Annotated in this window: 21 protein-coding genes; 7 read left to right on the top strand and 14 right to left on the bottom strand. The window is 30.4% G+C overall.

The features are described 5' to 3' along the window. On the top strand, positions 1–373 hold a 373-nt coding region (locus tag A8C32_RS14110), incomplete at its 5' end, for a T9SS type A sorting domain-containing protein (RefSeq protein ID WP_131798811.1). 76 nt (positions 374–449) lie between these two features. On the opposite strand, the gene A8C32_RS14115 is transcribed toward A8C32_RS14110, so the two are convergent. The 6 genes from A8C32_RS14115 to A8C32_RS14140 form a co-directional block, all read right to left on the bottom strand. Beyond that, positions 450–1,241, bottom strand: coding sequence for a TIGR00266 family protein (locus A8C32_RS14115; RefSeq protein ID WP_069831079.1), 792 nt, complete (start codon positions 1,239–1,241; stop codon positions 450–452). A gap of 53 nt (positions 1,242–1,294) precedes the next feature. Beyond that, positions 1,295–1,750 (bottom strand): DUF4442 domain-containing protein, encoded by a 456-nt coding sequence (locus A8C32_RS14120; RefSeq protein WP_069831080.1) that lies wholly within the window; start codon positions 1,748–1,750, stop codon positions 1,295–1,297. 545 nt (positions 1,751–2,295) lie between these two features. Continuing rightward, positions 2,296–2,646: a hypothetical protein gene (locus A8C32_RS14125; protein ID WP_069831081.1), complete on the bottom strand. Its 351-nt coding sequence runs from the start codon at positions 2,644–2,646 to the stop codon at positions 2,296–2,298. Positions 2,647–2,657: 11 nt separating this feature from the next. After that, the gene (locus A8C32_RS14130; RefSeq protein ID WP_069831082.1) at positions 2,658–6,311 is read right to left on the bottom strand and encodes a flagellin family protein; all 3,654 of its coding nucleotides are present in this window, start codon (positions 6,309–6,311) and stop codon (positions 2,658–2,660) included. Between the two features lie 587 nt (positions 6,312–6,898). Continuing rightward, positions 6,899–7,366 carry an N-acetylmuramoyl-L-alanine amidase gene (locus tag A8C32_RS14135; protein ID WP_069831083.1) on the bottom strand — a complete coding sequence of 156 codons (468 nt, stop codon included), beginning with the start codon at positions 7,364–7,366 and terminating at the stop codon, positions 6,899–6,901. 700 nt (positions 7,367–8,066) lie between these two features. After that, positions 8,067–8,312 carry a hypothetical protein gene (locus A8C32_RS14140; protein ID WP_069831084.1) on the bottom strand — a complete coding sequence of 82 codons (246 nt, stop codon included), beginning with the start codon at positions 8,310–8,312 and terminating at the stop codon, positions 8,067–8,069. A gap of 511 nt (positions 8,313–8,823) precedes the next feature. Here A8C32_RS14140 and A8C32_RS14145 point away from each other — a divergent pair. The 6 genes from A8C32_RS14145 (at position 8,824) to A8C32_RS14170 (ending at position 14,251) form a co-directional block, all read left to right on the top strand. Continuing rightward, on the top strand, positions 8,824–9,225 hold the full coding sequence (locus A8C32_RS14145; RefSeq protein WP_069831085.1) for a hypothetical protein: 402 nt from the start codon (positions 8,824–8,826) through the stop codon (positions 9,223–9,225). Positions 9,226–9,758: 533 nt separating this feature from the next. Continuing rightward, on the top strand, positions 9,759–10,196 hold the full coding sequence (locus tag A8C32_RS14150) for a DUF4870 domain-containing protein (RefSeq protein ID WP_069831119.1): 438 nt from the start codon (positions 9,759–9,761) through the stop codon (positions 10,194–10,196). 93 nt (positions 10,197–10,289) lie between these two features. Then, the gene (locus A8C32_RS14155) at positions 10,290–10,631 is read left to right on the top strand and encodes a PadR family transcriptional regulator (RefSeq protein WP_069831086.1); all 342 of its coding nucleotides are present in this window, start codon (positions 10,290–10,292) and stop codon (positions 10,629–10,631) included. After that, entirely contained in the window at positions 10,628–12,439 is a 1,812-nt protein-coding gene (locus A8C32_RS14160) for a PspC domain-containing protein (protein ID WP_069831087.1), read from the top strand. The genes A8C32_RS14155 and A8C32_RS14160 overlap by 4 nt, the downstream gene beginning before the upstream one ends. A 133-nt stretch (positions 12,440–12,572) precedes the next feature. Then, positions 12,573–13,301, top strand: a complete 729-nt coding sequence (locus A8C32_RS14165; RefSeq protein WP_069831088.1) for a head GIN domain-containing protein — start codon at positions 12,573–12,575, stop codon at positions 13,299–13,301. Positions 13,302–13,411: 110 nt separating this feature from the next. Then, complete coding sequence (locus A8C32_RS14170; protein ID WP_240491754.1) at positions 13,412–14,251, top strand: GIN domain-containing protein; 840 nt, start codon at positions 13,412–13,414, stop codon at positions 14,249–14,251. Between the two features lie 69 nt (positions 14,252–14,320). On the opposite strand, the gene A8C32_RS14175 is transcribed toward A8C32_RS14170, so the two are convergent. The 8 genes from A8C32_RS14175 to A8C32_RS14210 form a co-directional block, all read right to left on the bottom strand. Then, positions 14,321–14,908 (bottom strand): carboxymuconolactone decarboxylase family protein, encoded by a 588-nt coding sequence (locus tag A8C32_RS14175; protein ID WP_069831089.1) that lies wholly within the window; start codon positions 14,906–14,908, stop codon positions 14,321–14,323. Positions 14,909–15,001: 93 nt separating this feature from the next. Beyond that, positions 15,002–17,593 (bottom strand): TonB-dependent receptor, encoded by a 2,592-nt coding sequence (locus A8C32_RS14180; protein ID WP_083253363.1) that lies wholly within the window; start codon positions 17,591–17,593, stop codon positions 15,002–15,004. Positions 17,594–17,635: 42 nt separating this feature from the next. After that, positions 17,636–18,652, bottom strand: coding sequence for a phenylacetaldoxime dehydratase family protein (locus tag A8C32_RS14185; protein WP_069831091.1), 1,017 nt, complete (start codon positions 18,650–18,652; stop codon positions 17,636–17,638). A 2-nt stretch (positions 18,653–18,654) separates the two neighbouring features. Further along, entirely contained in the window at positions 18,655–19,668 is a 1,014-nt protein-coding gene (locus tag A8C32_RS14190; protein WP_083253364.1) for a carbon-nitrogen hydrolase family protein, read from the bottom strand. 705 nt (positions 19,669–20,373) lie between these two features. Next, positions 20,374–21,738, bottom strand: a complete 1,365-nt coding sequence (locus tag A8C32_RS14195) for a hypothetical protein (protein WP_069831093.1) — start codon at positions 21,736–21,738, stop codon at positions 20,374–20,376. Between the two features lie 709 nt (positions 21,739–22,447). After that, the gene (locus A8C32_RS14200; RefSeq protein ID WP_069831094.1) at positions 22,448–23,440 is read right to left on the bottom strand and encodes an AraC-like ligand-binding domain-containing protein; all 993 of its coding nucleotides are present in this window, start codon (positions 23,438–23,440) and stop codon (positions 22,448–22,450) included. Positions 23,441–23,474: 34 nt separating this feature from the next. Continuing rightward, positions 23,475–24,542 (bottom strand): hypothetical protein, encoded by a 1,068-nt coding sequence (locus tag A8C32_RS14205; RefSeq protein WP_069831095.1) that lies wholly within the window; start codon positions 24,540–24,542, stop codon positions 23,475–23,477. A gap of 10 nt (positions 24,543–24,552) precedes the next feature. Then, the gene (locus tag A8C32_RS14210) at positions 24,553–26,436 is read right to left on the bottom strand and encodes an FAD-dependent monooxygenase (RefSeq protein WP_069831096.1); all 1,884 of its coding nucleotides are present in this window, start codon (positions 26,434–26,436) and stop codon (positions 24,553–24,555) included. Between the last annotated feature and the right edge of the window lie 104 nt (positions 26,437–26,540).

Below are 26,540 nucleotides of genomic sequence, written 5' to 3' on the forward strand. Positions count from 1 at the left end.
CAATAATAAAAACTTATACTATAACTTAAGACATGGAGAGATTCAAATTATATTAGATGAAGTTAAAGAATATAATGAATTTTCTATAGTATTTAAAAAAGATTCTGCTTTAGAAACAACAACATTTAAAAATGAAAATTTCTTCACCTTTTATAACCCCGAAAATAAACATCTGGAACTATATAATATAGATAGCATAAGTAATATAGAATCATTAAATATTTACAATACATTGGGGCAAATTATTATATCATTGAATTCATTAGAAGCTAATACTATAAATATTTCTAATTTAAATGACGGTATATATATTCTTAAAGTAAAAACTAAAAACGCTCAAAAATTAAAGAATAATAAGTTTGTAAAGTATTAATACGCTTTTGATAAAAAAGATAGCCCATGTGAAATTGTAAATTTCACATGGGCTATCTTTTTAACTATAAATAGAATCAATTATCTCCATCTAACAAATCTCCTAATCCACCTAAAATACTTCCTTCTCCTTTATTACCACCACTTCTAGGAGCAGAAGCTAATACTCTCCCTGCTAATCTACTAAAAGGTAATGATTGTATATAAACAGTTCCAGGTCCTTGTAATTTAGCAAAAAACAGACCTTCTCCTCCAAATACAGTATTCTTTATACCTCCAATAAACTCTATATCATAATCAACAGTTTGATCAAACCCAACAATACAACCTGTATCAACTCTTAAGGTTTCTCCATCTAACAATTCTTTTTTTGCCATAGTACCTCCTGCATGAACAAATGCCATACCGTCTCCTTCTAATTTTTGCATAATAAAACCTTCTCCTCCAAAAAGACCTCTACCCAATTTTTTAGAAAATTCAATACCTACACTCACTCCTTTCGCTGCACATAAAAAGGCATCTTTTTGACAAATAAATTTCCCTCCAAACTCTGTTAAATCTATTGGGACAATCTTTCCTGGATAAGGTGATGCAAACGACACATTTTTTTTCCCAACAAACGTATTATAAAAAGCAGTCATGAATAAGCTCTCTCCTGTTAAAATACGTTTTCCTGCTCCTAATATTTTACCTAAAAACCCAGTATCCTTTTGCGAGCCGTCTCCAAAAATAGTTTCCATTTTAATACCATCATCCATCATCATAAAGCTACCTGCCTCAGCAATAACAACTTCTTGCGGATCTAATTCAATTTCTACGTATTGCATTTCTTCTCCGTAAATTCTATAGTCAATTTCGTGTGCTGTCATTTTTTATGTTTAATTTATTGTTAGTTGATCTATTGATCGTTTTGTTACAAAACTCATTTTTTAATTTTCAAAGACCATTCAAAATTAAAAGTAGAAACGACAATACCCTCTTCATTTACTCCAACAGATTTCATCCATAATGTTTGTCCCTCTTCAGTTTCAATAGCTCTTTTAAGAGCTTCATCAATAGCTTTTCCATCATGACATGTAAACATAATTTTGCCAGTAGCTTTTTTTGTAAATATGGCATTGCTACTAGTCACCAACATCGATACACGTTTACCAGATTCTTGAATTTTTCCTATCATTAATGCTCCTGTAGAAAACTCTGCTGCCATACCTTGTACAGCCCAAAATATAGACTTAAATGGATTCTTGTTGATCCATCTATATTTGACACCAACTTTACATTTCTCTTCATCTAAATGTTTTGTTCTAACACCGCATAAATAAGCAGATGGCAATTTAGTTATGATAAAAATATTTAATTTCCTAGGAGTTAAAGTCATAATTAATCATTTAATTTTTTATCCCTAATAACAATATGTCCATAGGGCTTACTCTTTCTTTTGAAATTTATTCAATAATAACAAGGACTAACATAATATTCATCCTTAATATTGTTTTTATAACAAATGCTTATACTAAGTATTTTCTGGTGTTACTTAAAGTGTTTAAAACAAATTTAAACAATATTTACAGTAGTCAAGAAAACCAACATCAAAAACTACCTTATTGTCCTTATTTTAAACTTTCATGGATGAATTCTTAACTTATATTATTAACATTCTTCATCTCTTTTAGAGTAAAATAATTAGATTTTGTAGTCAACCACTAAATACCTGTTTTATTATAAGGATTCCTTTAGCGTTGTTTATAGCATTTCCTTAAAATAGATGCTTAAACATACTTTGTTTACCACCATAATAACAAATTAGGTTTTTAATTTATTTTTCTTTTATAAAAGCCCAATTAGAAGGTTTATCTTCCAACTGAACTTTGATGCTAATTTAATTAACCTGAGAAGTTTTTTTATCCTCCTTCAAGTTTATAATTAAATAGTCTTTTTAATTATTTTTTTACTTAACCATTTACTAATTTTATGTTGTCCAAATCCAATTACTACCATCATAAAATATGGTGTCATTTTGATTCCTTCAGGCAAACTACTAACTAAAACAGCTTTGTAATTTGCATAAAAACGAATTAATATATAAGTAAGTATTAATATTATAATGTTATTTGTTTGAATACGCCAATACTTAAAAGTTAGTTTTGTTATTTTGTCTTTCCTCTTTTGAATACGTAGCAATACATAAAGTAAAATACCCAACCACATTAAAACTACATGAAAAAGCCATTCACTTATACTCATACCTCCTAAGACTAATTTTATAAATTCCATATGCTTATATTTTAATATGTTATTTCAAATTTATTCTTATTACTACTATCTTTATAATAATATCCTATTCCTAGTGCTTCAACTGCTGTAGAATTATCTATATATGCAGGACAATTAGCGTCTGGATATGTAAACAACAACTTATCTTCTGGTCTTAAAATAAATATTACATTATCAAGTTTTGGATTTTTAATTGTTACTGCTCCAAAGGTAGCAGGGAATATTAAAGTGTTTGTAAAATCAATTATTTTAGCTGATACCGATTTAAAAGAACACCTATTGAATCTAGTTGTGCCAAAATGCTTTAATCTCATATATCTATTAGACGAGCCTATTTGAGAGCTTGATACTTGTAAATCAAAATCAAAATCGTTAAATTCTAAATTAAAATATTTAGCTTCTGTATCTAGAAGATTAGAGCCTGAATTTGTCCAATTATAATCATTATTTATATGCACGTAACCATCATTGAATTTATGAGTATATTCATTACCAGTAACAGTATTTTCATATTGGTTTAAATTAAACTGTAACCATCCATCTACTTTAAAGTTTGAGTGTGTTAGGCTCCTTGGCACTCCTCTCTGAAATTCTACACTAGTACCAAAATATGCGTTAGTATAATTTGTATGCGGAATATAAAAATTCTCTGATGAATAATCCCTAGAATCTAAAGAAGGTTTTGCTCCATAAACTTTAAAATTCTTGATTTCACCACCATAATTAATTGTTTGATTTAATGTATGCGCAAAAAATGAAGTAGAGTAATAATCACTTAATTCATATGTAAATACTTTTTCTTGTAAATAAGTAGATCTACCTTGCCAATTAAATATCACTTCAACATCATTTAAATCTAACTTATTTGTATCATCTCGAAAGATATTAGTGGCGCCTAATAACATAGCAGGATCATCATATGTGAATTTACAATGCTCGAATGCATCTTTCATTCTAGCGTACTCATTTTCTACAGTAGGCATGATTACATTATGAAAATGTGAATTTTTAATGTATACTGCATTTCCCTCTGTTGTTATTCGACCTCCATTCATGAATAAATTGTCAACCTTAGCATTTCTACTTAACGACACAGATTTGCCTTCAATTGTCGAATTTGTTATTTTTAGATTCCTAGCAGTAGAAGAAATACCTATCTCGTATACTTGAGGCGACCAATTATTTCGTGTAGATCTTTCTAGGTGTATATTATCTAAAGTTACATTTTTAGTACCTACAAAAGATAAATCCCCTCCATAATTATTTCTAAATATTACATCACGATATGTCACATTCATATTTAATCCTCGTCTATCTTCGTGGTTAGTTCCAAAACCTGGCTCTTTATCTCCATTATCAGCTATCAGACCTCCTTGCCATAAAAAGTAACTAGGTCCATTACTTAACCCCTCTCTTTTATTGAATGTAGCATTACAATTAAACAATGATATATGGGACCCTAGTAAGTCAGGGCGTATGCGTACGTTTATTAACTCTTTATCTGTTACATCCTTAAACACTAAACGCATCTGTGCCCAATTAGGGTTCCTAATTGGAATTTTGTTATAGAATGTCTGTATAGGTGACTTCTCTATAAATACACCTCTAGAATCATAATATATTACTTCATAAGTTGGAAATGTTAATCCACTCCAACCCGCAAAACCTGAGCCAGTAACATGATAAAAAGGATTATCATCCCACTGAAATGTAGTTATATCTAACATATCAGTAGAGTATATGTAATCTGTTTCTTCAACTTGTATATTGCCATATCCGTCTATGTTACCTAGACTTAATCTAGAATCGACATTACCAGCTATAGCCTTAGTACCTGCAATTATGTTAGTAAATTGAGTATCGCCTTTACCGTACCAGCCATCCGCTTGAAAATAACTAGATTCGCAATTAATAAAAGTAGCAGTTTCGACGTTGTCTAAGAAAGTAAAACCATGAACTCCTTCATGTGCTCCTCCCACACTTTCATCATGGTAAAGTGTTTCTCCTATAATTAATAGATTAGATACGGCTAGTCGTTTAATCTCATAGAAGGACATAAAATAACTTTCTTCGTAATTATGAGGTAATGATCGTATTTCTGCTCCGTTACCTTCTATAACTACATCTGTCCCGTATCCATAGACTAACCCTTTAGGTGTATTTGCTGATTTCTGTTCTGCTGCCACAGCCCTAGTGTAATATATACCGTTATTAAAACTCATAGGACAGTCACTAGAATTACGTATATATGCTTGGGCTAAAAATGCCTCGTAATTATCTGTGCCAGTACCTACATCAGTATTTGTAATAGTAACTACTGCATTATCAACCAAAGTTACTGTAGTCGGACTAACTATGCTTGCTATAGTTGTAACTAATGTCTCACCTCCAGCACCTGCTCCTTGTATAAACAACACGTCATTTATATCAGAACTAGTAAAATTAGCTCCAGTTATTGTAAGTAAGTTAGTAGAAGCAGATATACTCCCAGCTGAAGCATATAGTATGCCATCAGGATTAGCTCCTACATTATTAGCTGATATTGAATTAAAATCCCAAGTTCCATCTACAGAACCTCCATTAGCTAAGTTAAATAGTATATTATGAGGATCAATTATAGCTTTAGTCTTACTTCCTGTAAGTTTAAATCCTGCAAAATTGATCACTCCTCCACCACTTTCTAGAGTTACACCAGGCGGTATTATTCTATTCGCTGTTAGCGAAAAATCCCCTTGAATACTTAATGTTTTATTGGTATTAGAGACATCATATAATTGAAATTCAGTCATAATTGCAACAATATTAGGGTTACCTCCTCCTGATTCAATTTCAGATTGTAAAGCAAGTCTCCCTGATGTTAATGGCAATATTACTTCTACATCTTCAACCGCATCATTTATTATGACAGTACTCCCAGAATCGGTTTCATTATTTATTTGCATTGAATCATATCCAAATATAGCATTCCCTTCAATCTGAATACCTGGAATAGAAGGGGAAAGAGTTGTTCTTTCAGAACCTCCACTATTTGATATCCCTCCAATAACAACCTCCAAATTATCTCCAGTTATAGAATCAGTTTTTGTGATACCTTTACCTTTATAAGTATCTAAACTAGGTTTAACTAAATCTAATTGTCTTTTGCTAGCTACTCGATTAGATACATTATTATCTTCAATAATTAAGTCCTCTTCAATATTTATATTTGGAGCTAATAACTTAATAGGTATATCATCTCCCAAATGAAGCTTACTTCCTGCTGTTTCTATGGATGCTTCATCATTGGCAGTTAATATAAGGTCATCCATAATTATGAATGTTTTATCCCGAAAGTCCGTAAACAGATTATTATCTGTTGTAAAACACATAAAACAAGGAGCTCTATTTAAACTTAAATGACACGTTAAAAAATCTATACTTCTATTATAAGTAAATAGAGCATCTGTATTGTATATATCATCAGGTTGTTTTTCTAAATCTTGTATAGTAAAATGTTTAACCTCATTACCTATAGAATCAACAACCAGCATTTTATCAGCTAAAGAAACAGCTCCTAAATGATTAACTGTAAATATCTTAACTCTGCTATTATGTCCATCAATTTGACTATTGCCTATTAAAAACGAAAAGAGTATTAATAGTACGGATGTTAATATTTTTTTCATAATTGAGTAATTGTTTTTAGTTTATATTAAAAATATTTCTTCTGTTTATATTAAAACATTTCAATTCTCTCGGATATATTTACTTCTATCAAATGCTATTGTTAAATCACAATATCTTAAGTTATTCCAAGTTCTAGAAACTATAAAGTCTTTAGTTTCTAATATCTTTGATTTTTGTAGATTGTCATTAATAATTCTTGGAAAGAAGGTAAAGCCTTTTATCTAATTTATAATCCAAATATGATTAGACGTTCTTGATAGAAATAAGCACTATTAGTTCATCTTTACCTATCAGAATTAATTATATATTGAACCTGAATCATAGCTTATAATCTATATTGAAGGAGTTCTGCGAAAAGTTTACTCCATCTCCTCCAAAATATATGGGTCTGAATACTTCATAGGTTATTGTACCAGATATGGTCATGAGAAGACATTTGCGCTAGAGTCAATGTAACTTCTTTATGATTTCCTTTTTCCAATAATATTATAAGCTATTTCTCAGGGATCGAAACCAATTATAAACCTACTTCGCAAATCAGAAGTTCCATTACTACTATTACATAGTTCCAAGTTGTATAACTTTTTCATAATCCAATATTTATTAATTTAATTCCTATTTCTTTTAACCATTTTTGAACATCAAAGCTAGGACAACCTTTGTTTGATATTTGATTATGACCTATAATTTTAATTTTAGGGTGTCTTAAAATCATATATCTTATATAAGTTTCCAGAGCCTTTTTTTGCGCCTTGGTTCTTGTGTCTTTTGCTATAAGAATATTGTCTTTACTTACTCCTCCTGAATAAACAATATGTTGACTAATACCATTATATCCTTTAGCTCCATTAGTTACCTCCCAATTATCAACATAATCATCTTGATTAAATTCATGAAGACTAACAAGTGTTCCATCTAATTGTATTAAATCGCAGTAACCAACACGAGACCATCCACGACCTTTTAAATGCCAATCTTTAATATTTTGTTTAGTTACTTCTCTTTCTTCAGGAGTTGCAGTACAATGAATTACTAAGTATTTAAGTTTTGCCATTTTTGTTAGTTTTAATTTTTAATCGTTTACTAATTGAAGTACAAATATTTATTAATAAAAAGTATTTAACAAAAACTTGTAAACACTGTAAACACATGTGTTTACAGTGTTTACAAGTGTGTTAAATAAGGTTACAACTTTTTTATTAGGAAAGCGTTTTTTTGTAATGTTTGTATAAAAACGGAACTATGGAGTTAAAGAAAATGGAGAAAGATGAGTATACAAAAACCCTGTTTTTAGGTGCTACTCAAAACCTAACTATTAAGAGGTTTTAAATAAACTACGTAAGTTACTCATAGTGATCCATAAAATTATTGAACCTACTTTATTCCATAAACGATTTTTTAAGCGAATAACAAAGCGGGAGTCATATAAGAGCTAGAGAGCTTGCAAAGTTTACAAGTCTTATCACCGTAGTTTTACATCTTATATTAACAGACAGAAAGAAAAATGTATTATTAACAATTAAGGTAACCAGTAAAATTAAAAAACTTAAATAATGAACTAGATAATACAGAACATCTAAACCAAATCTACCCTAATAAACGATTCAAAATATATTGATAAGGACTTACTGGACAATTAAATAACTATACAACCTATTTCCCTATAAATGGACGTATATTATATATGTAAATAATGCTAATTATAGTGATATTAGCATTGATAAAACAACATAACCTTTTAGTTTAAACAATACTTAAAACATACTTATTTGAGATGCCTCTATGATTTCTACCTTTTTAAGTTCTTTATCTACAGGTGTAGCAAGGATTTCATAAAGTGTCTTTCTAGAAATAGGGTAAACAGGATAAATATATTTGCGTAGTACTACGGTAACAGGTATATCTTCTGTTTTATGTTTTTTATACAACTCAAGTATTAACTTATACCTAAGTAGTTTGTTTTTATTAACTCCATGCTGTTGACGTTCAAGTCTTGTCATATAACAAAAATAGGAAACTTGTCTAATTTAAGCAAGTTTTTTCTTACATTATATAATTAACTTAAGCTATCTATGTGACATTTGTCCATAATTTAGATCCTAATTATAACACCAAGCTTATTACTGTAATATGTATAAGAGTTTTCTTTTTCCATTTTAAATATTAATTTCTTGTAGAATTAAATACTCTTTATAGATAAAAAGTTAACTATAAATTCTGAAATTTTAATTAAAGAAGTTTCATAAGTCTCAGAAAACAAATATTTTATAAGTTTGTAGAAACTAGTAGAAATGTTTTAAATTTTAGTTCTCTTTCTCAATTCGTTATCATAACTGCATATCGGCTAGTAATGTCATCTCTTTTAGAAATAGATTTTAAATTCTTTCATCTTAAAGTGAGTTTTATCTTCAAATATTGAATAAATTTCATATATTTGTTTATATACATGAACAAAATCAAGACAAACGTACTAATTAAAGCAAAAAAATAACGGACACTTTTCCTTTTTATATGAAAAAGCGCTGGAATAAGGCATTAAACTTAGGTGGTCACAAGCTTACAGATATTGCAAAAGGTATAGATATGAAAAGCGATACGCTAAGAAAAGCAATATATCGCGAAAGTATAAACGATGGGTATTTAGTACTTATTGAACAGAATTTTGGGATTTCTAAAACATGGATTAAAGAAGGTAAAAAACCTATTCTAATTAATAAAGAGGAGGCCTTAATTAATAAAATAGAGGAAGATTCTTATTATATACTAGAAAAAATAGATCCAGAGAAAATAGTTGCTTATTTACTTTTAAGAGAAAAAATGTTTACAAAGTTAGGATCATTTAATAATTTAGTAGAAAAACTACAATCTACTAAATGTCATAAAGGTAATACTAAAAAGCACCTGAATGATTAGGTAGGACTATACGTTTTTATAAACTAATTACCAAAATTATACAGACCTCCTTTGATAGTTCAACTTAATTATCCGCTAAACTTTACATATGCTCCCCTTAGTATTTCATTACTTTTTAACTTTTTTAAAATAATTGCATAACCTTCATTCCTACTTGTTATAATAAGCCTATAAGTTTTATTATGAGCTATCATTTCTTTAGACATCTCTCCAAAAAATATATGTAATAAAATATACTAATTATTAATAATAAAAACTATGTTTTTTATTATTAATAGCTTAAAAAAAGGTTATTGCATGATTTTTAGATTATACAATATCTTTGAATTTTCACAATAAAAGGTTTAGTGTATAACTCGTAGCCTTTAATTGATTTAATTATTTGTGCGTCCATCAATTGTATAGCCTCAGTAAACCATAAAATGTCAAGCATATACAAACGTTAAAGTTTTGTTAATTTTCAGTACTATGCGTAACACAGTACTTTTTTTTAGATATATATTTGCATAAGAAACTATTATATGTTTAAAATTATGTTAGACAACCATCATAAAAATATAGCTACTTTTATTCATTTATCAACATTTAGTAGGTTTATTATTCCTTTTGGAAACTTCATTGGCCCTATTGTTTTGTGGATAACAAATAAGGACAAATCAGAATTTGTGAATGAACATGGTAAACAAGCAATAAACTTTCAAATTAGCATTTTACTATATGCTATTATTGTAGGTACATTAACCATTCCCTTTTTCATCTTTAAAATTTTTAATGGTATAGATTTTCATGGATTTCATAATTTTCATATTAATATAGATAAACCATCACCTTTCCTTTATATAGGAGGAGCTTTAGGATTTTTAGCAGTTATAGGCTTTATTTTTGAAATTGTCTTTATTGTATTAGCAAGTTTAAAAGCTAGAGATGGTAAATTATACCATTATCCATTAAAAATCAATTTTTTAAAATAATATATACTGAATTTATTTCAGTCTTTCATCAAAATAATCATTATCAAATCAATCAAAAAATGAACAGTTTTACAAAATTAAACGAATGACACTATGAAGATAGAGAACACAAAAGCACAAATGCGTAAAGGTGTATTAGAATTCTGCATCCTATCTGTTTTAAAAGACAATGCAGCTTATGTTGCAGAAATTTTAGGTACACTAAAAGATGCAAAATTACTAGTGGTAGAGGGAACAATTTACCCGCTACTAACCCGACTTAAAAACGCAGGACTTTTAAGTTACAAATGGGAAGAATCGACCTCTGGACCTCCAAGAAAATATTATGAACTTACAGAAACAGGAAAACTTTTTTTAAAAGAATTAGACAGTACTTGGAATGAATTACAAAACGCAGTAAACATAGTAACAAGCCAAAAAACCAAAACAAAATGAATAAAACAGTCAATATAAATTTAGCAGGTATATTTTTTCATATAGATGAAGATGCATACTTAAAACTGCAACATTATCTTGAGGCTATAAAACGTTCATTTACAAACTCTCAAGGTCAGTCAGAAATCATAGAAGATATTGAAGCTCGTATTTCCGAACTTTTTAATGAACGCGTACAAAATAACAAACAAGTTATACGTATAAAAGAAGTAGATGAGGTCATTTCAATTATGGGACAACCTGAAGACTACCTTGTTGATGATGAGATTTTTGAAGATGAGCCACAATCCTCTTATAAAAAGAAATCGACAACTTCTAAAAAACTATTTAGAGATACAGACAACTCATATATTAGTGGTGTATCTTCGGGGTTAGCTCATTATTTTGGAATTGATGCAATTTGGGTTCGTTTGGCTTGGATTCTTTTAATCTTTGGAGCTGGTACAGGTTTCCTACTTTATATTTTACTTTGGATTTTAGTTCCAGAAGCCAAAACTACTGCTGAAAAAATAATGATGACAGGCGAACCTGTTAACATTAGTAACATTGAAAAAAAAATTAAAGACGGGTTTGAAAACGTAACAGACGTTGCTAAAAATGTAGGAGAATCAATTGGAGCAGCAGCAAAAAATGTAAGCGAATCAGTATCTAATGCAGCTAAAAATGTAAACGTAAAAAAACAAAGTAACTCCATTAAATCATCATCAAAAACCTTTTTCGACACTGTAGGAGATGTTATCATGTTCTTCTTTAAAATTTTTGCCAAGTTTATTGGAGTCTTACTAATAATTATTGGTTCATTTGCTTTAATAGCACTAGCTGTTAGCTTGCTATCATTAGGTGTTGCTGATATTATTCATATACCAGGTTTAGATTTAGTCGACATTGCAAATACAGGTAACACTCCTATGTGGCTTATTTCCTTATTAGCCTTTTTTGCTATAGGAGTTCCTTTCTTTTTCTTATTCTATTTAGGGTTAAAAACCCTAATAAACAACTTAAAATCAATAGGAAAAATAGCGAAATTTACTTTATTAGGATTATGGCTTATATCAATAATAGGCTTAGTTATTGTTGGTATCAGACAGGCTAGTGAACATGCTTTCGAAGAACATTTTATTGAAAAAACAGAGTTCCCCATTACTTTCAATGATACTTTAAATATTAAAATGATTGGTAATGATAACTTTAATCTTGGTTTTCACAGACGTCACAATGATTTTAAATTAGCTCATAATGAAAATGGAAATAAAGTTATTTATTCATCAGACATCAATGTTATTGTAAAATCTACTACAGATTCTATAGCAACCATAGTAATTAAAAAAAGCGCCGATGGAAGAGATTACGATACAGCTATAGAACGTGCAAAAAATATAAATTATAACTTTCAGCTTAAAAATAATACACTCATACTTAATTCTTACTTAACAACTAACCCAGAGAATAAGTTTAGCGATCAAGAAGTCAACGTTATATTATACATACCAATACATACAATTCTATATTTTAACAGTACAACCAAATCATACTTATACCACTCAAGACGCAATGACAACATCGTTACTAACAGAAATACCAACCATTATTTAAAAATTCTTGATAACGATATTGAATGTTTAGACTGTCCTGATGGCGATTTTAAAATAAAAGTTAATACCAATGGTGTTAAAATAAATGAAGATGGTATAGATATTAATGATGGTGAAAATAGTTTAAAAATAAATGAGGATGGTATAAGAGTAAAATCCGACGAAGTAAAAGTAAATATCGATTCAAACGGTATTAAAATAGAAACAGTCAAATAATGCTAATTTGAACATAAAATGATATAACAATTCATCAATAAAAAACAACAATTCAAATACTTAAATTACTCATCAATAATTATTTAAAAGATATTTGAATACTAAATAATCATCAATCAAAAAACGAACAATTATGACAACTTTAATTAAAATTATTATAGCAAGTATATTGAGTTTAACTCTTTTTTCATGTAATTTTGATATCAACTTTAACCCTGGTGTTAAAGGAAACGGAAATGTGGTAACAGAAGAAAGAACTATTAACGAACCTTTTACATCCATAAAAGCTACAGAAGGCTTAGATGTTTATTTAACGCAAAGTGAAAACGAAAGTATAAACGTTGAAGCTGATGAAAACTTACAAGACATTATTATAACAGAAGTTATTAATGGTGTTTTAAAAATTCATACAAAACAAAGCATTGGCAAGTCCGTTTCTCAAAAGGTTCGAATAAGCTTTAACACTATTTCAAGCATTACATCAACTAGCGGTAGTGATGTCTATTCTACAAATACTATTACGGTAGAAAACTTAGACATAAAATCTACTAGTGGTAGTGATATGAAACTTGATGTAAACACATCTTTATTAAACTGTAAATCTACAAGCGGAAGTGATTTAAGGCTATCTGGAAAAACTTTAAAACTAATTGCAGAAGCAACTAGCGGAAGTAATATTAAAGCTGCCGATTTAAAAGCTGAATCAAGCCAAGTTAAAGCCACCAGTGGTGCAGATATTACTGTAAACACATCAAAAGAATTAACAGCAAAAGCTAGTAGTGGCGGGGACATAAAATATTATGGAAACCCTGAAAAAGTAAACACAAACAATAATGTTTCGGGAAGTATTAAAAGAAAATAAAACGTATAATTAAACCAATATTAGTTTTTAAAACCATTTCAAACTTTACTCCAAGTTTGGGATGGTTTTTGTTTTATATTTGCTTGTATAATTTATTTCCATAATTAAATATGAAAAAAAAACTTACTATTTCATTCATCAGTTTTCTATGCTGTCATCTCGTTATTGCCCAAACGCTTGAAAAAATAAAAGGCAATAGAAATGTAATTACAAAACAGACAAATATAGAATCGTTTCACACTATTGCATTAGATGATGATTTCAAAGTTGAATTAATACACAATAATACACCTTCTATAGAAATTGAAACTGATGAAAACCTACATGAAATCATTGAATTTACTGTACAAGATAGTATACTTCGTTTAAAAAAAACGTTAAAAATCACTTCTAAAAAAGCATTGTATATAAGAGTTAGTTACGATAATTCGTTAAAAAACATTCAAACTACAGACAATGCAGAAATAAGCTCGATTACCTCTATAAATTTAGCTAACATAGTTTTAAATACTAAAGGGAACTCCAATGCAGCGCTAACCATAAAATCAGATAATTTTAGTTATGAAGCTAGTGATAAATCTAAAGCTAAATTAAATATAACTAGTGAACATTGTTCTATAAATCAAATAGGTACAACCAAACTAGAGGCTCTTATTAATTCTAAACAGTTTGCAGCAATATTATACCAGCGTGCCAATGCTATTATTGAAGGATCTTGTGATGAAGGAATTTTGGAAATGGATAACAACACCACATTTAACGGTAAAAACTTTACTATGAATACTTGTAATACAATTTGTGAAATCAATAGTGACGCTTATATTGAAGTATTAGAAAAATTAACATTAAATATATCTGGCACTAGTTCTATTTATATTTATGAAAACCCACAAATTATAATAAACAAATTTACGGACACCTCTAAAATTGAGAAAAAAGTAAAAAAGTGATACAATTTGTATCACTTTTTTTTATTTAATTTTAATCAAATTATGCTTATTACTATTAATCATATACATCTATCCGTGCTTACCAGGATTCCAACCTTTAGAACCTATTAAATCTTTTGCAACTTCTTTAGGATAATCTTCAAGGTCTGTTGCCATGGTATCATTCCAACGATTTAAATAACCAAATAATGCTAACGAAGCAACAATCTCTACAATTTCACTTTCACTAAAGTGCTTTTTTAATTCATCAAAATCTTTTGCTTCAGCAATATTTGGTATTAAAGCACCTTTAAAAGCTACATTTAGTGCAGCCCTTTCTGCTTCAGAAAATAAAGGAGAGGTATGAAATTCCCAAACAGACTCTATCTTTTCTTTAGATGCTTTATAAATCCTAGAAAGGTTTGCCATATGAGCTTGACAATAACGACAACCACTAGCTTGACTAGAAATAAGACTAATAAGCATTTTTAATTCTTCTGAAACAGTTCCTTCGTATAAAACAACTTGGTTTAACTGCATAAATGCTTTCGATATTTCTGGTCGTCTTTGCATGGTTAATATACTATTAGGAATAAACCCTCTCGTTTTTTGGTAGTTATCGAACTTAGGCTCTAATTCTGAATGTAAACTTTTTGAAAGTGGTTCTAAATGTGCCATTCTATTTTATTTTTAATTATTAAAAAATTAGAGGTCTCAAACCATTACAACACCGAAACCTCTAACCCAATCAAACTATTTTGAATATATTTTTTAAAAGAATTTATAACTAAGTCCTAAATTGAATTCTGCAGGCCTTGCATAAGTTCCGTAAATAATACCAACTCCTGGATTATTATAACCTCCAACAAGATAGGTTTCGTCTGTAATGTTACTCCCTCCTAGGGTGACTTTCCAGTCTCTTTGAGGTCCTTCTAACGATAAAGAGGTATTAAACAACGTTAATCCTGGCTGTCTAAGAATCGCTGTATTTTCTACATCATTATAAACTTCACTTTTATTTACCATATCTACATGAAATAATAATCTAGCTTTATCTTCTCCTAAAGGAAACGTAATATCGGCCGATACCGAACTAGAAAAATCTGGTGTATTTATAAAGCTAAAATCTTCTGCTATTACAGCATTAGGATCTGTAATAGAAGTATAAGACGCATCAATATATCCAAAGTTTCCCGAGAACAATACATTTTTAGAAGCACGCCATTGCGCATCTACTTCTATACCTTTAATTTCTGCCTGAGCAGCATTTTCAACAAAAGGGGTAATACCTCTTTGTACTGTAATTTGTAAATCTTGATAATCTGTATAAAAAGCAGACACATTAAAACGAACCGTATTATTGGCTAAATCCGTTTTCAATCCAAGCTCATAAGTATTTGCTTTTTCAGGAGCAAACTCAGGTGCTTCAAGTACAGGAGTTGTTACCCTTGTTGTCCATCCTCCAGATTTAAACCCTTGAGCAAAAAAACCATAAGCAAAGACACTCTCAGAGAATTTATACTCCGTACCAAATCTAAATGTTGGTTCACTAAACGTTTGCTTGTTCACTCCTGGAGGATAGTATAATGTAAGATCAGATGTTGGAAAATCTGCAGGTGATACCACGCCTGTTTTTAATGCAAAACTGTTTAAATCTCGTTGTCTACCATCCAATTCTTTTTCTTCATAAGTAAAACGTGCGCCACCAGTTATACTCCATTTATCTGTTAATTTAAGTGTCGCTTGTGCAAATCCTGCATAACTTTTATTTTTAACAAAATTCTGTCCATATATCTGTACTAAACCTCTACCTAAAACCACTTGATCGGTAACCGACCCATCTTCTGAGAAATAATAAAGACCTCCTATCCATTTAAGCTTATCACTATTTCCTACCAATTGGAATTCTTGTGTAAACTGTTCTTGAGGCATAATAAACCCTGCTGTTCCAAAATCTAAAGGAGAAAAATCTTGATCTTCTGCAAATTGAGATTTTAAATTTCTGTATGATGAAATAGATTTAAAATCTATATTGTCGTTAAGTTCCCATTCTAATGTCAAAGCAGCTCCCCAAGTATCAATTTTTGTTCCCGAATCTGCAGTTGCATAATTAGTAAAAGGATCATCGGTTATAAAACGTTCGTCATAAGGCGTAGCACCTATTAATTCTAAACCAGGAGCATTTGCAATAGAATTACATAACTCTGGAGGTAATAATCCTGCTGCACAAGCATTATAAGCACCAACTATTGTTGGAGCTCCTCCTACATCGTTAAACATTGCTAAAATTTTACTAGCATTTTGATTTTCTCTTACACGTTCATAATCTGCACTAAATGTAGCAGTAAAACTATCTGATGCTAACCATTTTAGCTTAGTTCTCCAGGTATCGTTATTTTGGTTTCCTTGATCTCCATCATTATTGACGTCTGAGAAAACACCTAAACGTGGATTTGCTAAATCTGCATTTGCTGGTCCATTATAAGGAAGCCTTTCTACATGACCATCTCTATTAATTGACGATACAGAAACGCTCGATAATAATTTATCCTCGATTAAAGGAATATCTACCGATACTTTAGTATCTAACCTGTTATAACTACCTGTAGTTATTTGCCCATTAGCAGAAAATGTAGGAGACGGATCTTTTGTAGTAATACTTATAGCTCCACCAATGGTATTTCTACCAAATAAAGTTCCTTGTGGACCTTTAAGCGCCTCTACCCTAGACACATCTAATAAATCTATAACCGAACCTACAGTACGTCCAAAATAAACGCCATCAACATATAATCCTACTGCTGGTTCATAGGTTATTGCAAAATCTACTTGACCAATACCTCTAATGTACGGTGATAATATAGATTGACTACCACTAAAAGGCGCGGTAACATCTATTTCTACATTTGGAATATAATCCCCTATTTGAGATACATTCCCAATACCTTTAGTTTCTAATGCTTTTGCTGAAAATGCAGCTACCGAAATAGGTACTTCTTGTACATTTTCAGATTGTTTTCTTGATGTTACAACTACTGTTTCTAAACCATAACCTCCTTCTTTAAGGGAAACATTAATTACAGTTTGGCCAGCAACTGAGACTTCTTTAGTTTCATATCCTATATATGAAAATACCAATATACTATCACCATTTAGAGTGATTGAAAATTTTCCATCAAAATCTGTTGCCGCTCCTTTAGATTGATTTTTCACGGCAATATTCACACCAGGCAAAGGTATTTTATTAATATCTGTAACAATCCCATTAACTGTTAGTTCCTGAGCAAAAGTGGATAGCGAAAAAACCATAAGAAGACACGCTATATAAACTTTAAGCTTTCGTTGGATTACATATTTTTTCATTGTTTTGAGTTTTAAAGATTAGTTATTTAGTTTTGTGAGAGTTTATCTAAACCAAGGAAGAAGTCCCGATTTTGGATGACAGTTTATATATTCGAATATTTGACCTTCGGGTAAAACCGATACTTCATGCCAAAGTTTTATATCTATTTGTCCTCCTAAAGATTGTACCATATTTAAAAAACTATTAAAAATGGCTAAATGCGTAGGATGTGTTCTAGACCATGTTTCTAAATGTTCTAACGTTAAAAAGTATGCAAAACCGAATGTTTTCTTTGTTTTTTCACCAGCTATGGTTAGTTCATCTGAAAATCTTGAACTACAACACCCTGTTTCTTCTGGATGCGTTGAAATAAATTCCATACCCTTTATTAAATTAGGGTATACTTCTGTATGATAATAAGTATTTTCTTTATTATTACTTTCTGTTAAATTTTGAGCAGATCTAATAATAGCAAGGTTTTTTGGGGTCTTTAAATGCACTCGCTTTCCTAAAGTTTCAATTTGAGACTGTTCTATTAAATTTTCCATATTCCCCTCTAATAAATTAACTTCAGAAATATCTAATCGATCTCGCATACCTCCCCAATAGTTATGCTCTTTAATTGGCCCTTTAAAATCGTTAAACATGGTTGCTGCTCCAGCTTTATCTTCAGATGAGAAAAGCGTTTCAAAACGTTCTATAGGAATAACCATAGGCTCAGACCAATAGCCAAAATCATCATTTATACGGTCTTTAGAATCCCACCAATTTGTAAATGAGCTTGATGCTCTCCATGTTTCATAACTTACTTTAGAGTTCCAATAAGAAATATAAAACCCATTACTATACTCTTCATTATCTACTACATGACCTCTTTCTGTATGTATAGGAGCGTGGTTTATTTTTAATAAACCTAAATACCAATTATGAAACTCATCTGGTGTTTTATTAGACTCTTTTTTAATTTGGTATCCAAAATAACCAATAACAATTTCAGTACAATCCTTTTTAATATCTGCACTCCAAGCAGGAACGGGAGGCTCCCACCCTTTAGGCATGTTTTTTTTATACTTTCTCATTGCTATTCGGTTATTTCTTCGCTTAAAATCTCCTCTGCTTTCGCATCTTTTCCCGCATTATATTCTTCTCTCAAAACCACTGGGCGTTGTGGATTTGGATTAAAAAGTAATTGGGTAACATCTGGTCTAGCATAATGACCGGCAGGATCTGCAGCAGCCTTAGCAACAGCAATAGCTCCTAAATCAATATCGGCATATAAAATACCTTCTTGATCATGTGGAATTGGTTCTGCTAATTCAGATCCATCTGGACCATAAATTCTAGCATGACCACCACCCAATGGTAAAAAAACCTTTTTAAGATCGGTATCACATAGCATATCATGAATTTCCTGTGTTATTAAAGGGGTTGGAGCAACGACGTAGCATGAGCCTTCTACCGCATAAATTCTACTTGCAGCAGTATTTACTTCATACCCCAATGCAAAAGCCTTTCCTTCGTATAAAGAGAACCCTGGCCATGCAGCAAAGTGTACCTGTTCATTTTGTGAATACATGGCATATTTACTTAAAGGTTGTAAATGTTCCCAACATGCTAAAGCTCCTAATTTTCCTATGCTTGTATCATGTACTACAAGATCACTACCGTCTCCATTGCCAAACACAGTACGCTCAACATGAGTTGGTTTTAATTTTCGTCTTGCAGATACGGTCTCACCTTCATCATCAATAACTAATTGTGCAATATATAATGACCCACCATCTCGCTCACTAAACCCCATACCTACATATATATTATTACGTCTTGCAACTTCACAAAGTCTCATGTGTTGCTCACTTCCTAATTCCATTGCATTTTCAAAATATGGTTGTACATATTGCATCCCCATAGCAGGTGCATCAAGCCATATCCACCAAGGGTAACCTGGTAGCCAACATTCTCCAAAAGTGACAAGCTTGGCTCCATGACTTGCGGCTTCTTCAATTAATTTTATTGCTTTATCAATTGAAGCATTAAGATTTAAAAAAACTGGTGCTGCCTGTACAGCGGCAACTTTGTAGCTTGTATTTTCCATAATAAATAGACTTTTTGTTTAACTGTTATCAAGTAACAACAAATAAATGATCACTAATTGTTCAATAGCGCACAAAATATTGTCTATTAGCGCAATACAAAAAAAACATCCTAAAAAGACAGTTTTTTTTATATACTTGGAAATTTATTTAGGAAACTCTAGTTCGAAAAACGGTATAACAATACATTTAAATTAGATCGTAGAATTAACACTTATTTTTCGATGAAATATCTTGATTTAATAACAGTTTAAATCTAAAATATTGTATGGCGCTTTATTCTTTTTAATTCTAAACACCTTGTTTATAAATTACATAATAAGTTTATGTTTTATCACAGCTTTTTAGATAAAAAACTACTTTAACTTTAAACTAGTATAACATCTTAAAATGTACTTCGGGATTTTTAATCTATTTCTTTCCTTTGAATGTTTTTCTAATCTACTTTGAATACCATTTATTAAAAAAGCTTAGCAACATAATTGTTACTAAGCTTTTCTTATAGAAATCATCTTAACTTTTTTATTTTCTAAAAAATGTCCATATTTCGGTTATTTTCTCATGCGTAGCGATGTTATACCTTTTAAAAATAACTTTATCTGAACAAATTTTAACTCATTTTAGCTTAAAAACAAAAAGTCAAGATGAATTCATTTATTTAAAAATTAAAGACAAACAAAATATTAATTAGTTCATCTTTAATATTATTAGTTATTTCTTGGTAATCCAATTTGGGTCCCTATAGCACTTTCTCTAGGCTGTGTAATTACTGGACAATTAATAATTGCTCCTGTTGCCGTTAATAAGTTAGATAATGAATTTGCTAATGGACTTGGGTTTGCATTTCCTCTAAAAGGAATTAAAGTACCGTTTGCTAAAAGTGCATTTACTTGATCAAAACTTTTTAAGATTGGGCGCTCATTTTCTGGAACTGTAAATTCTGTAATATGTGCATCCCACATAGGTGCATACCTTCTATCTCTAGGGTCAATTGGGAATGTATTTGTTGGATCCTGCACTTGTCTGGTACTTAAAGAAGCTGAATTTAATCCTTGAACTCCATCACCATCTGTATCTGTTGTTCTACCATTAGCTGTAGGACTAAAAGGTAACATAGAACCTCCTGGAAACACTCCAAATCTTGGTAAATTAGCTAGCCTTGGTGCAAAAACCCCTAATTCGATAGTTGCAGGTCCTGGAGCAGAAGTATCTGTTACAATATGAAAGTAGTATGGTTTTCCATCTTGCCACCCATCTAAAAGTTGCATTACAACAGAAGCCTGACCTATACCAAGGTTTGGATTATTTAAATCATCTTGATCTCTACGACGGTTTCCATTTGGATTAGGTATTCTGTCATGGATACCTGTATTGTTAGCTACCATTTGAGCATTAATAACAACTCCACTAGGTAATACGACATAAGAAGACCATGCTGAATCCGCTAAAGCACCTGGGTTAGCTTGAGCAGGAGGAAAACCAAATAATAATCCGTCGTCAGATCTAGCTCCAGCTCTTAAAGATCTTTTTGGGGAAAAATCTACAGAACCTTCAAAAACCAGTCTTCCTTTTTTCGTCCAAAAAGCTTTTTGTTCACCTCCAGATCCTACAGATCTAGCCATTCTAGGAGAAAAAATAACACCTAATTCTCTAGCCATTACTCTATTAGAAGCTTCAGTTATTACATAATAACCTTTTCTTCGAGTTCCATTAGGCAATGTTTCCCAACCTTGAAACATTGGAAATCTAGCTGTTGGTCCAGCAGGAACTACAGTTCTATCGATTCGATAATCAATACCTAATACACTAGGTAAAAACACATTTTGGTCTTCGGTAAAAGTAAGTGCAGGATTAGATACATCGTAAGGAACTCCTCCATCTTTTTTAATACTAGCCAATAAAAGCTTAGCTTCTTTATAGGCTTCTTTAGATTGAGTCCGCAAGGATTTAGACGATAGTACTGTTGACTCCTCTGCTGTTACATTATCATCTATTACATTGTCATCCTTATCACAGGAAACAAATAAAGAAGCAACAAAAATACTTAAAAGGGTTGTTATAAAATTTTTCATTTTTGATTTTTTTTTTAATAATTAAACTAAAAAACAATTGGCCAATCATTTTTAAAATATCAAAGGCTTTAAGATTTGATATTTATTAAGACGTCGTAATATTTTATACTTACAGAGAAAAGATTACAAAACCCTCACAAACAACTTGTTTTGATTATCTTACATATCTTAACTCTGTAGAAATCAACTTATTCGAAAGAAAAATCTTCTAATAAAAAAAATTGATATTTTTTTCATTAACAAGCAATTAGCATCTACTATTTTGTTTTTAGGAAAATAAAGCATCTTGGGTTTAACAATAATATTAACAAGTGTTTTAGATTTTTATAATATCATAAGGATACCAAATAATTCACTTTTCAGATTTATTCGGCATAGCAAGGAAAATGTAATTTATATAAAATCTGTTGGTTATAATTTAATACCAAGAATCAGGTTAATTATTTCTAATTTAAAAAAATCGATTATTAAATATTATTGTAGAGCTTAAAAAACTAAAGTTCTTAATTTTAAGAATGAGTAGAAAAGTAATTTTTCAAGACTTAAGATAAAGAGTACTTAAGCTTATTAATTTTAAATTATAATGATTTAATACTTATTAACCGCTGCTATTATATCTAGTTGTAATATATTATAAAAACATATAAAAGAGATGACAAAACGAAGTATCATTCAGATTTATGTTTCTTAAAATCAAAATAATAGTTAATTAATAAACAACTTGAATTCTGTTTAAACTAAACGATTGTTCGCAAATATTTCTATATTCTCCTGGAGGGATACCAAATTTTTGTTTAAAACATTTTATAAAATTACTAATATTGTTAAATCCGTTTTTATAACCTATTTCGGAAACACTTAATTTTGATAAGCCTAGATTTTCAATATCATTTTTACATTTCTCTAATCGAGAATTACGTATGTAATTATTTATAGTACAATTTTCGTCATTAAAAAGCTTATGTAATTGTCTTTTAGAACATTTAAATGTTTGAGCTATTTGCTGAATGGATAACTGCGGATTGGTAATTTGTTCTTCAACAAAAGACTTTATACTTAACAACATCGTTTCTTTAGATGGCGATGCATTCTTGTCTGATGCGAATTTTAAGTTCAAATAATCATTTAATAACTGAAGTAAATTATTAGCTAAATATTTTCTTGTAAACACGTCAACTACTTTTAGTTCAAGACTTAAACTGTATATAAAATTCTTTAAAATTTTCCCTAAACCAGAGTCATCTAATAAACAAGCCGTATTAGCAGTTATATAAGAGGTTCCATAAGTCAATAAATTACGAGGAATTTTTAAAACTAATTGTTCAAATCCACCTTTAAAATCCAATTCATGAGGACGTGTACTATCTGTAAAAGTCCAATCGTTTTGCTTTAAAAGAACTGTTTTTCCATCTTGCTTTAAAACTGCTTGCCCACTTAACTGATAATTAATTAAAAAATAAGCTTCAGAAGATTTAGAAATCTGACTTTTACTTCTGCGTACACCGCTACCTTGAGAGTATATTTTACAAACGTGAATCGTATCTAATTGATGACCTACTAACGAACCATAAAAAGATGATTGACCTCCATTATGAAAAACATCTAATTCTACAAGTGTTTTGCACACATAATCGTTCCAATAAGACAAGGCATCTTTAGGATCTACTTTTTCCGTACTTATATAAAAATCAGGTGCTTGCATAAAATATAGGGATATATAAATATACGTATTTTTTTTATCTTTTCTTAATTAGCCAAAAATTTAAAAAGCCAGTAACTACTAAAATTAGTGGAAAAGAAATACCTAACATGGTATCTGCAATCCATAAATCTAACTGATAATTACCTGTTTTCCCAGCTACTAAATCTTGTCCTGTTATATACGGTGATAAATTATAGTATATAGCATACATTAATAACCCCATGGAAGTGGCAATAATCACTTTATATAATCCCTTAAGAGGTTGAGGTGTTTTTTCAAAAAGTAAAAACTGAGTCATATTGTTTACTAAAAATACACCAAAAACCATGCATATAGGCACTAAAACCATATACACCATCATATCCATTTCTAGTATATCTATAAAAAAATATTGAAAAACAAAAGTTATAAGTAGTACTAATATTGTATTTATTATGGCTTTAAATGGTTGTTTACCTCCTGTCCATCTGTCTAAAATCCAACTATCAAATAATGCCAAGTATAATATAATTGGGCAACAACTAATTATAAAAACAATAGCACTCACAAAATTAAAAATGCCTTTGGGGTCTAAAACCTCATGATACCATGGTGCTAGGTCTGCTACATTTTCATAATTAAAAAATAGAGTCCAAACTAAATAAGCTAAAACATATGCTAGAATTAAAGTAAAAAAACCAACACCAGCGATATTTTTTACTTTTCCAATAAAGGGCCAAAAATTCACAACTACAGCAAGCCAAATGGTTACAATAATAGCTATAATCATGTAATGAGATAATTGTGGAGAAAGTATCCAATTCCCTTTTGCTAAAATTAATATAGCTAAACTACCTATTGCAAATCCAAAAAGAGCCGAGATTAACGTAAGAACAACACCTTTGAATGGTTGAGGCTTTTGGTCTAAACCTTTAATAAAAGGCAGGTCATTCTGCCACAAAATACCAATTATTATTTGAGCTGGTGTAGCTGCTAAAAAAAAGAAAACTACCCATTGATAATTTATTGGGGTAAATATTGCTGCAATGGTAAATGCCATTACCATAACAAGTAATAATGCCAAAATACCTTGTGTTAAAGTTTGTTTAATTGAAAATTCCATAACCTTAGTTTTAAGATTCTATTAATACATTATTTTCTTTAATCGCTTTAGCTGAATTTATAATAGTATTCCATTCACTAACAGCTTCAGTTTTATCCATTAATAACAAAATTAATTTAGCATTTAGCTTATGGCTTTCTTCTTCGGTTAATCCTTCATGTGCTTCTATTAAAGCTTTGTACATGTCATCTTTTTGGTGTTGAGGATTCATATCTTTTATATTAGATTTTGAATAATCTTCAGAATTATTAGTGGCTTTTAAAATTGCTTTTTTTATACGTTTGTTATCTAATACTTTTCCTCTTGAAGCAATGTAATGGTCTGGTCTTAATAAATACCAACTTCCTTTTTGTGCATCGTATCTATTTTTAAAATGCTCATTACTATCTACTAAATCACTATAATTTTGTGTATCTGAAATAACAACTATTTTCACATTAAATATATCTGTTAGGTCTATTACATCTACTGGTATTTCTCCATATACTATTAAAGTAAAATCATTTCCTAGTTCGTCAATAAGATGTGTTGTTTTACCATGCTTTTTTAATGTAACATCATTGAATGAATACCCAGGTTGTAAACCAGCCTGCCAATCATCAGAAGGATTATCTGTAGATGTTAGCGAAGAATCTAAATATTTAAAAGCATTTGATAGTCTACCACTATTCACCAACTTTTGAGCGAATAAATGATCTTTCGCCAAATCTAAAGTTTGGTTTCTAAATACCGTACTTATTTTAGATTTAGGTGAAATAAAATCGGTAGCATTAGAAGAATGATATATATTTTCGTCTGCCGCTGGACTTCTTTCTTCTTGGTAAGTGTTTAAAAGTGATTTTGGAGCTAATCCTTTTATCACGTATGCCAATTTCCAAGATAAATTATCAGAATCCTGCACACCTCCATTAGCCCCTCTTGCTCCAAATGGAGAGACTTGATGTGCGCTATCGCCTGCAAAAAGTACGCGATCATGAATCAAGCTATCCATACGCATGCATCTAAAATTATAAATGCTGGTCCACTCTAATTCAAACTTACAATCATCCCCTAGCATTTTACGTAATCTAGCTTTAATGCGCTCTTGGTCTAATTCTTTAGCCTTATCAATACCTTCTCTACCCAATTGCAAGTCGATACGCCATACACCATCTGGTTCTTTATGTAATAATGCGGAATAGCCTTTATTAAATGGCGGATCGAACCAAAACCAACGTTCTGTTGGAAAATCATTTTCCATAGTTATATCTGCTATAAGGAAATTTTCCTCAAACAACTCACCTTCAAAAGGAAGATTCATCGTATTACGTGTTGGACTATGTACCCCATCGCAAGCCAATAAATATTCAGCTTCTATATTATAATTTCCTTCTTCGGTTTCAATTTTAAGTGTTACCTTCTCTTCATCTTGCGCTATAAAATTCGCTTTACTTTGCCAACGCAAATCTATTAAAGGATTATTATGAGCTTCCTCTGCTAGATATTCTTCAAAATAATATTGTTGTAGATTTATAAATGCTGGTATTTTATGACCTTCTTCTGGTAATAAGTTGAATTTATAAACTTCATCATCTTTATAAAATACTTTTCCTAAATTCCAGGTAATACCTTTATCAATCATTCTAGATACGGCATCTGGATTTATTCTATGTATTATTTCCAGACATTTTTTTGAAAAACACAAAGCTCTACTACCAACACTTACCGAGTTTTCCTTGCTAAAAACAACGCTTGATATACCTCGGTTAGCTAAATCTAATGCTGTTGTTAAACCAACTGGACCTGCTCCAATAATGGCAACTTGGTGTTTTGTTGGCGTATTAGAATTCATATCTGAAACCTGTTTAAGCGGATAGATAGGATTCGTGTACGTTTTTGGTATAACCCATTTCATAAGTTGATAGTTTTAATGTTTATAATCCTGCAAGGTTCTAGTCCTTATAGGTGTTTTTTGTCTACTTTTTTTACACCTACAAGGTTCTTTAAAATCTTGTAGGT

Origin of the sequence: Flavivirga aquatica (assembly GCF_001747085.1) — a bacterium.
Taxonomy (GTDB): Bacteria; Bacteroidota; Bacteroidia; order Flavobacteriales; family Flavobacteriaceae; genus Algibacter_C; species Algibacter_C aquatica.

What these genes read in the sequence shown, in the direction of transcription:
- A8C32_RS14125 (WP_069831081.1), bottom strand. Translation starts at nt 2,646, where the DNA reads ATGGAATTTATAAAATTAGTCTTAGGAGGTATGAGTATAAGTGAATGG.
- A8C32_RS14120 (WP_069831080.1), bottom strand. Translation starts at nt 1,750, where the DNA reads ATGACTTTAACTCCTAGGAAATTAAATATTTTTATCATAACTAAATTG.
- A8C32_RS14130 (WP_069831082.1), bottom strand. Translation starts at nt 6,311, where the DNA reads ATGAAAAAAATATTAACATCCGTACTATTAATACTCTTTTCGTTTTTA.
- A8C32_RS14160 (WP_069831087.1), top strand. Translation starts at nt 10,628, where the DNA reads ATGAATAAAACAGTCAATATAAATTTAGCAGGTATATTTTTTCATATA.
- A8C32_RS14155 (WP_069831086.1), top strand. Translation starts at nt 10,290, where the DNA reads ATGAAGATAGAGAACACAAAAGCACAAATGCGTAAAGGTGTATTAGAA.
- A8C32_RS14190 (WP_083253364.1), bottom strand. Translation starts at nt 19,668, where the DNA reads ATGGAAAATACAAGCTACAAAGTTGCCGCTGTACAGGCAGCACCAGTT.
- A8C32_RS14170 (WP_240491754.1), top strand. Translation starts at nt 13,412, where the DNA reads ATGAAAAAAAAACTTACTATTTCATTCATCAGTTTTCTATGCTGTCAT.
- A8C32_RS14115 (WP_069831079.1), bottom strand. Translation starts at nt 1,241, where the DNA reads ATGACAGCACACGAAATTGACTATAGAATTTACGGAGAAGAAATGCAA.
- A8C32_RS14140 (WP_069831084.1), bottom strand. Translation starts at nt 8,312, where the DNA reads ATGACAAGACTTGAACGTCAACAGCATGGAGTTAATAAAAACAAACTA.
- A8C32_RS14145 (WP_069831085.1), top strand. Translation starts at nt 8,824, where the DNA reads ATGAAAAAGCGCTGGAATAAGGCATTAAACTTAGGTGGTCACAAGCTT.
- A8C32_RS14175 (WP_069831089.1), bottom strand. Translation starts at nt 14,908, where the DNA reads ATGGCACATTTAGAACCACTTTCAAAAAGTTTACATTCAGAATTAGAG.
- A8C32_RS14210 (WP_069831096.1), bottom strand. Translation starts at nt 26,436, where the DNA reads ATGAAATGGGTTATACCAAAAACGTACACGAATCCTATCTATCCGCTT.
- A8C32_RS14205 (WP_069831095.1), bottom strand. Translation starts at nt 24,542, where the DNA reads ATGGAATTTTCAATTAAACAAACTTTAACACAAGGTATTTTGGCATTA.
- A8C32_RS14135 (WP_069831083.1), bottom strand. Translation starts at nt 7,366, where the DNA reads ATGGCAAAACTTAAATACTTAGTAATTCATTGTACTGCAACTCCTGAA.
- A8C32_RS14200 (WP_069831094.1), bottom strand. Translation starts at nt 23,440, where the DNA reads ATGCAAGCACCTGATTTTTATATAAGTACGGAAAAAGTAGATCCTAAA.
- A8C32_RS14195 (WP_069831093.1), bottom strand. Translation starts at nt 21,738, where the DNA reads ATGAAAAATTTTATAACAACCCTTTTAAGTATTTTTGTTGCTTCTTTA.
- A8C32_RS14150 (WP_069831119.1), top strand. Translation starts at nt 9,759, where the DNA reads ATGTTAGACAACCATCATAAAAATATAGCTACTTTTATTCATTTATCA.
- A8C32_RS14180 (WP_083253363.1), bottom strand. Translation starts at nt 17,593, where the DNA reads ATGAAAAAATATGTAATCCAACGAAAGCTTAAAGTTTATATAGCGTGT.
- A8C32_RS14185 (WP_069831091.1), bottom strand. Translation starts at nt 18,652, where the DNA reads ATGAGAAAGTATAAAAAAAACATGCCTAAAGGGTGGGAGCCTCCCGTT.
- A8C32_RS14165 (WP_069831088.1), top strand. Translation starts at nt 12,573, where the DNA reads ATGACAACTTTAATTAAAATTATTATAGCAAGTATATTGAGTTTAACT.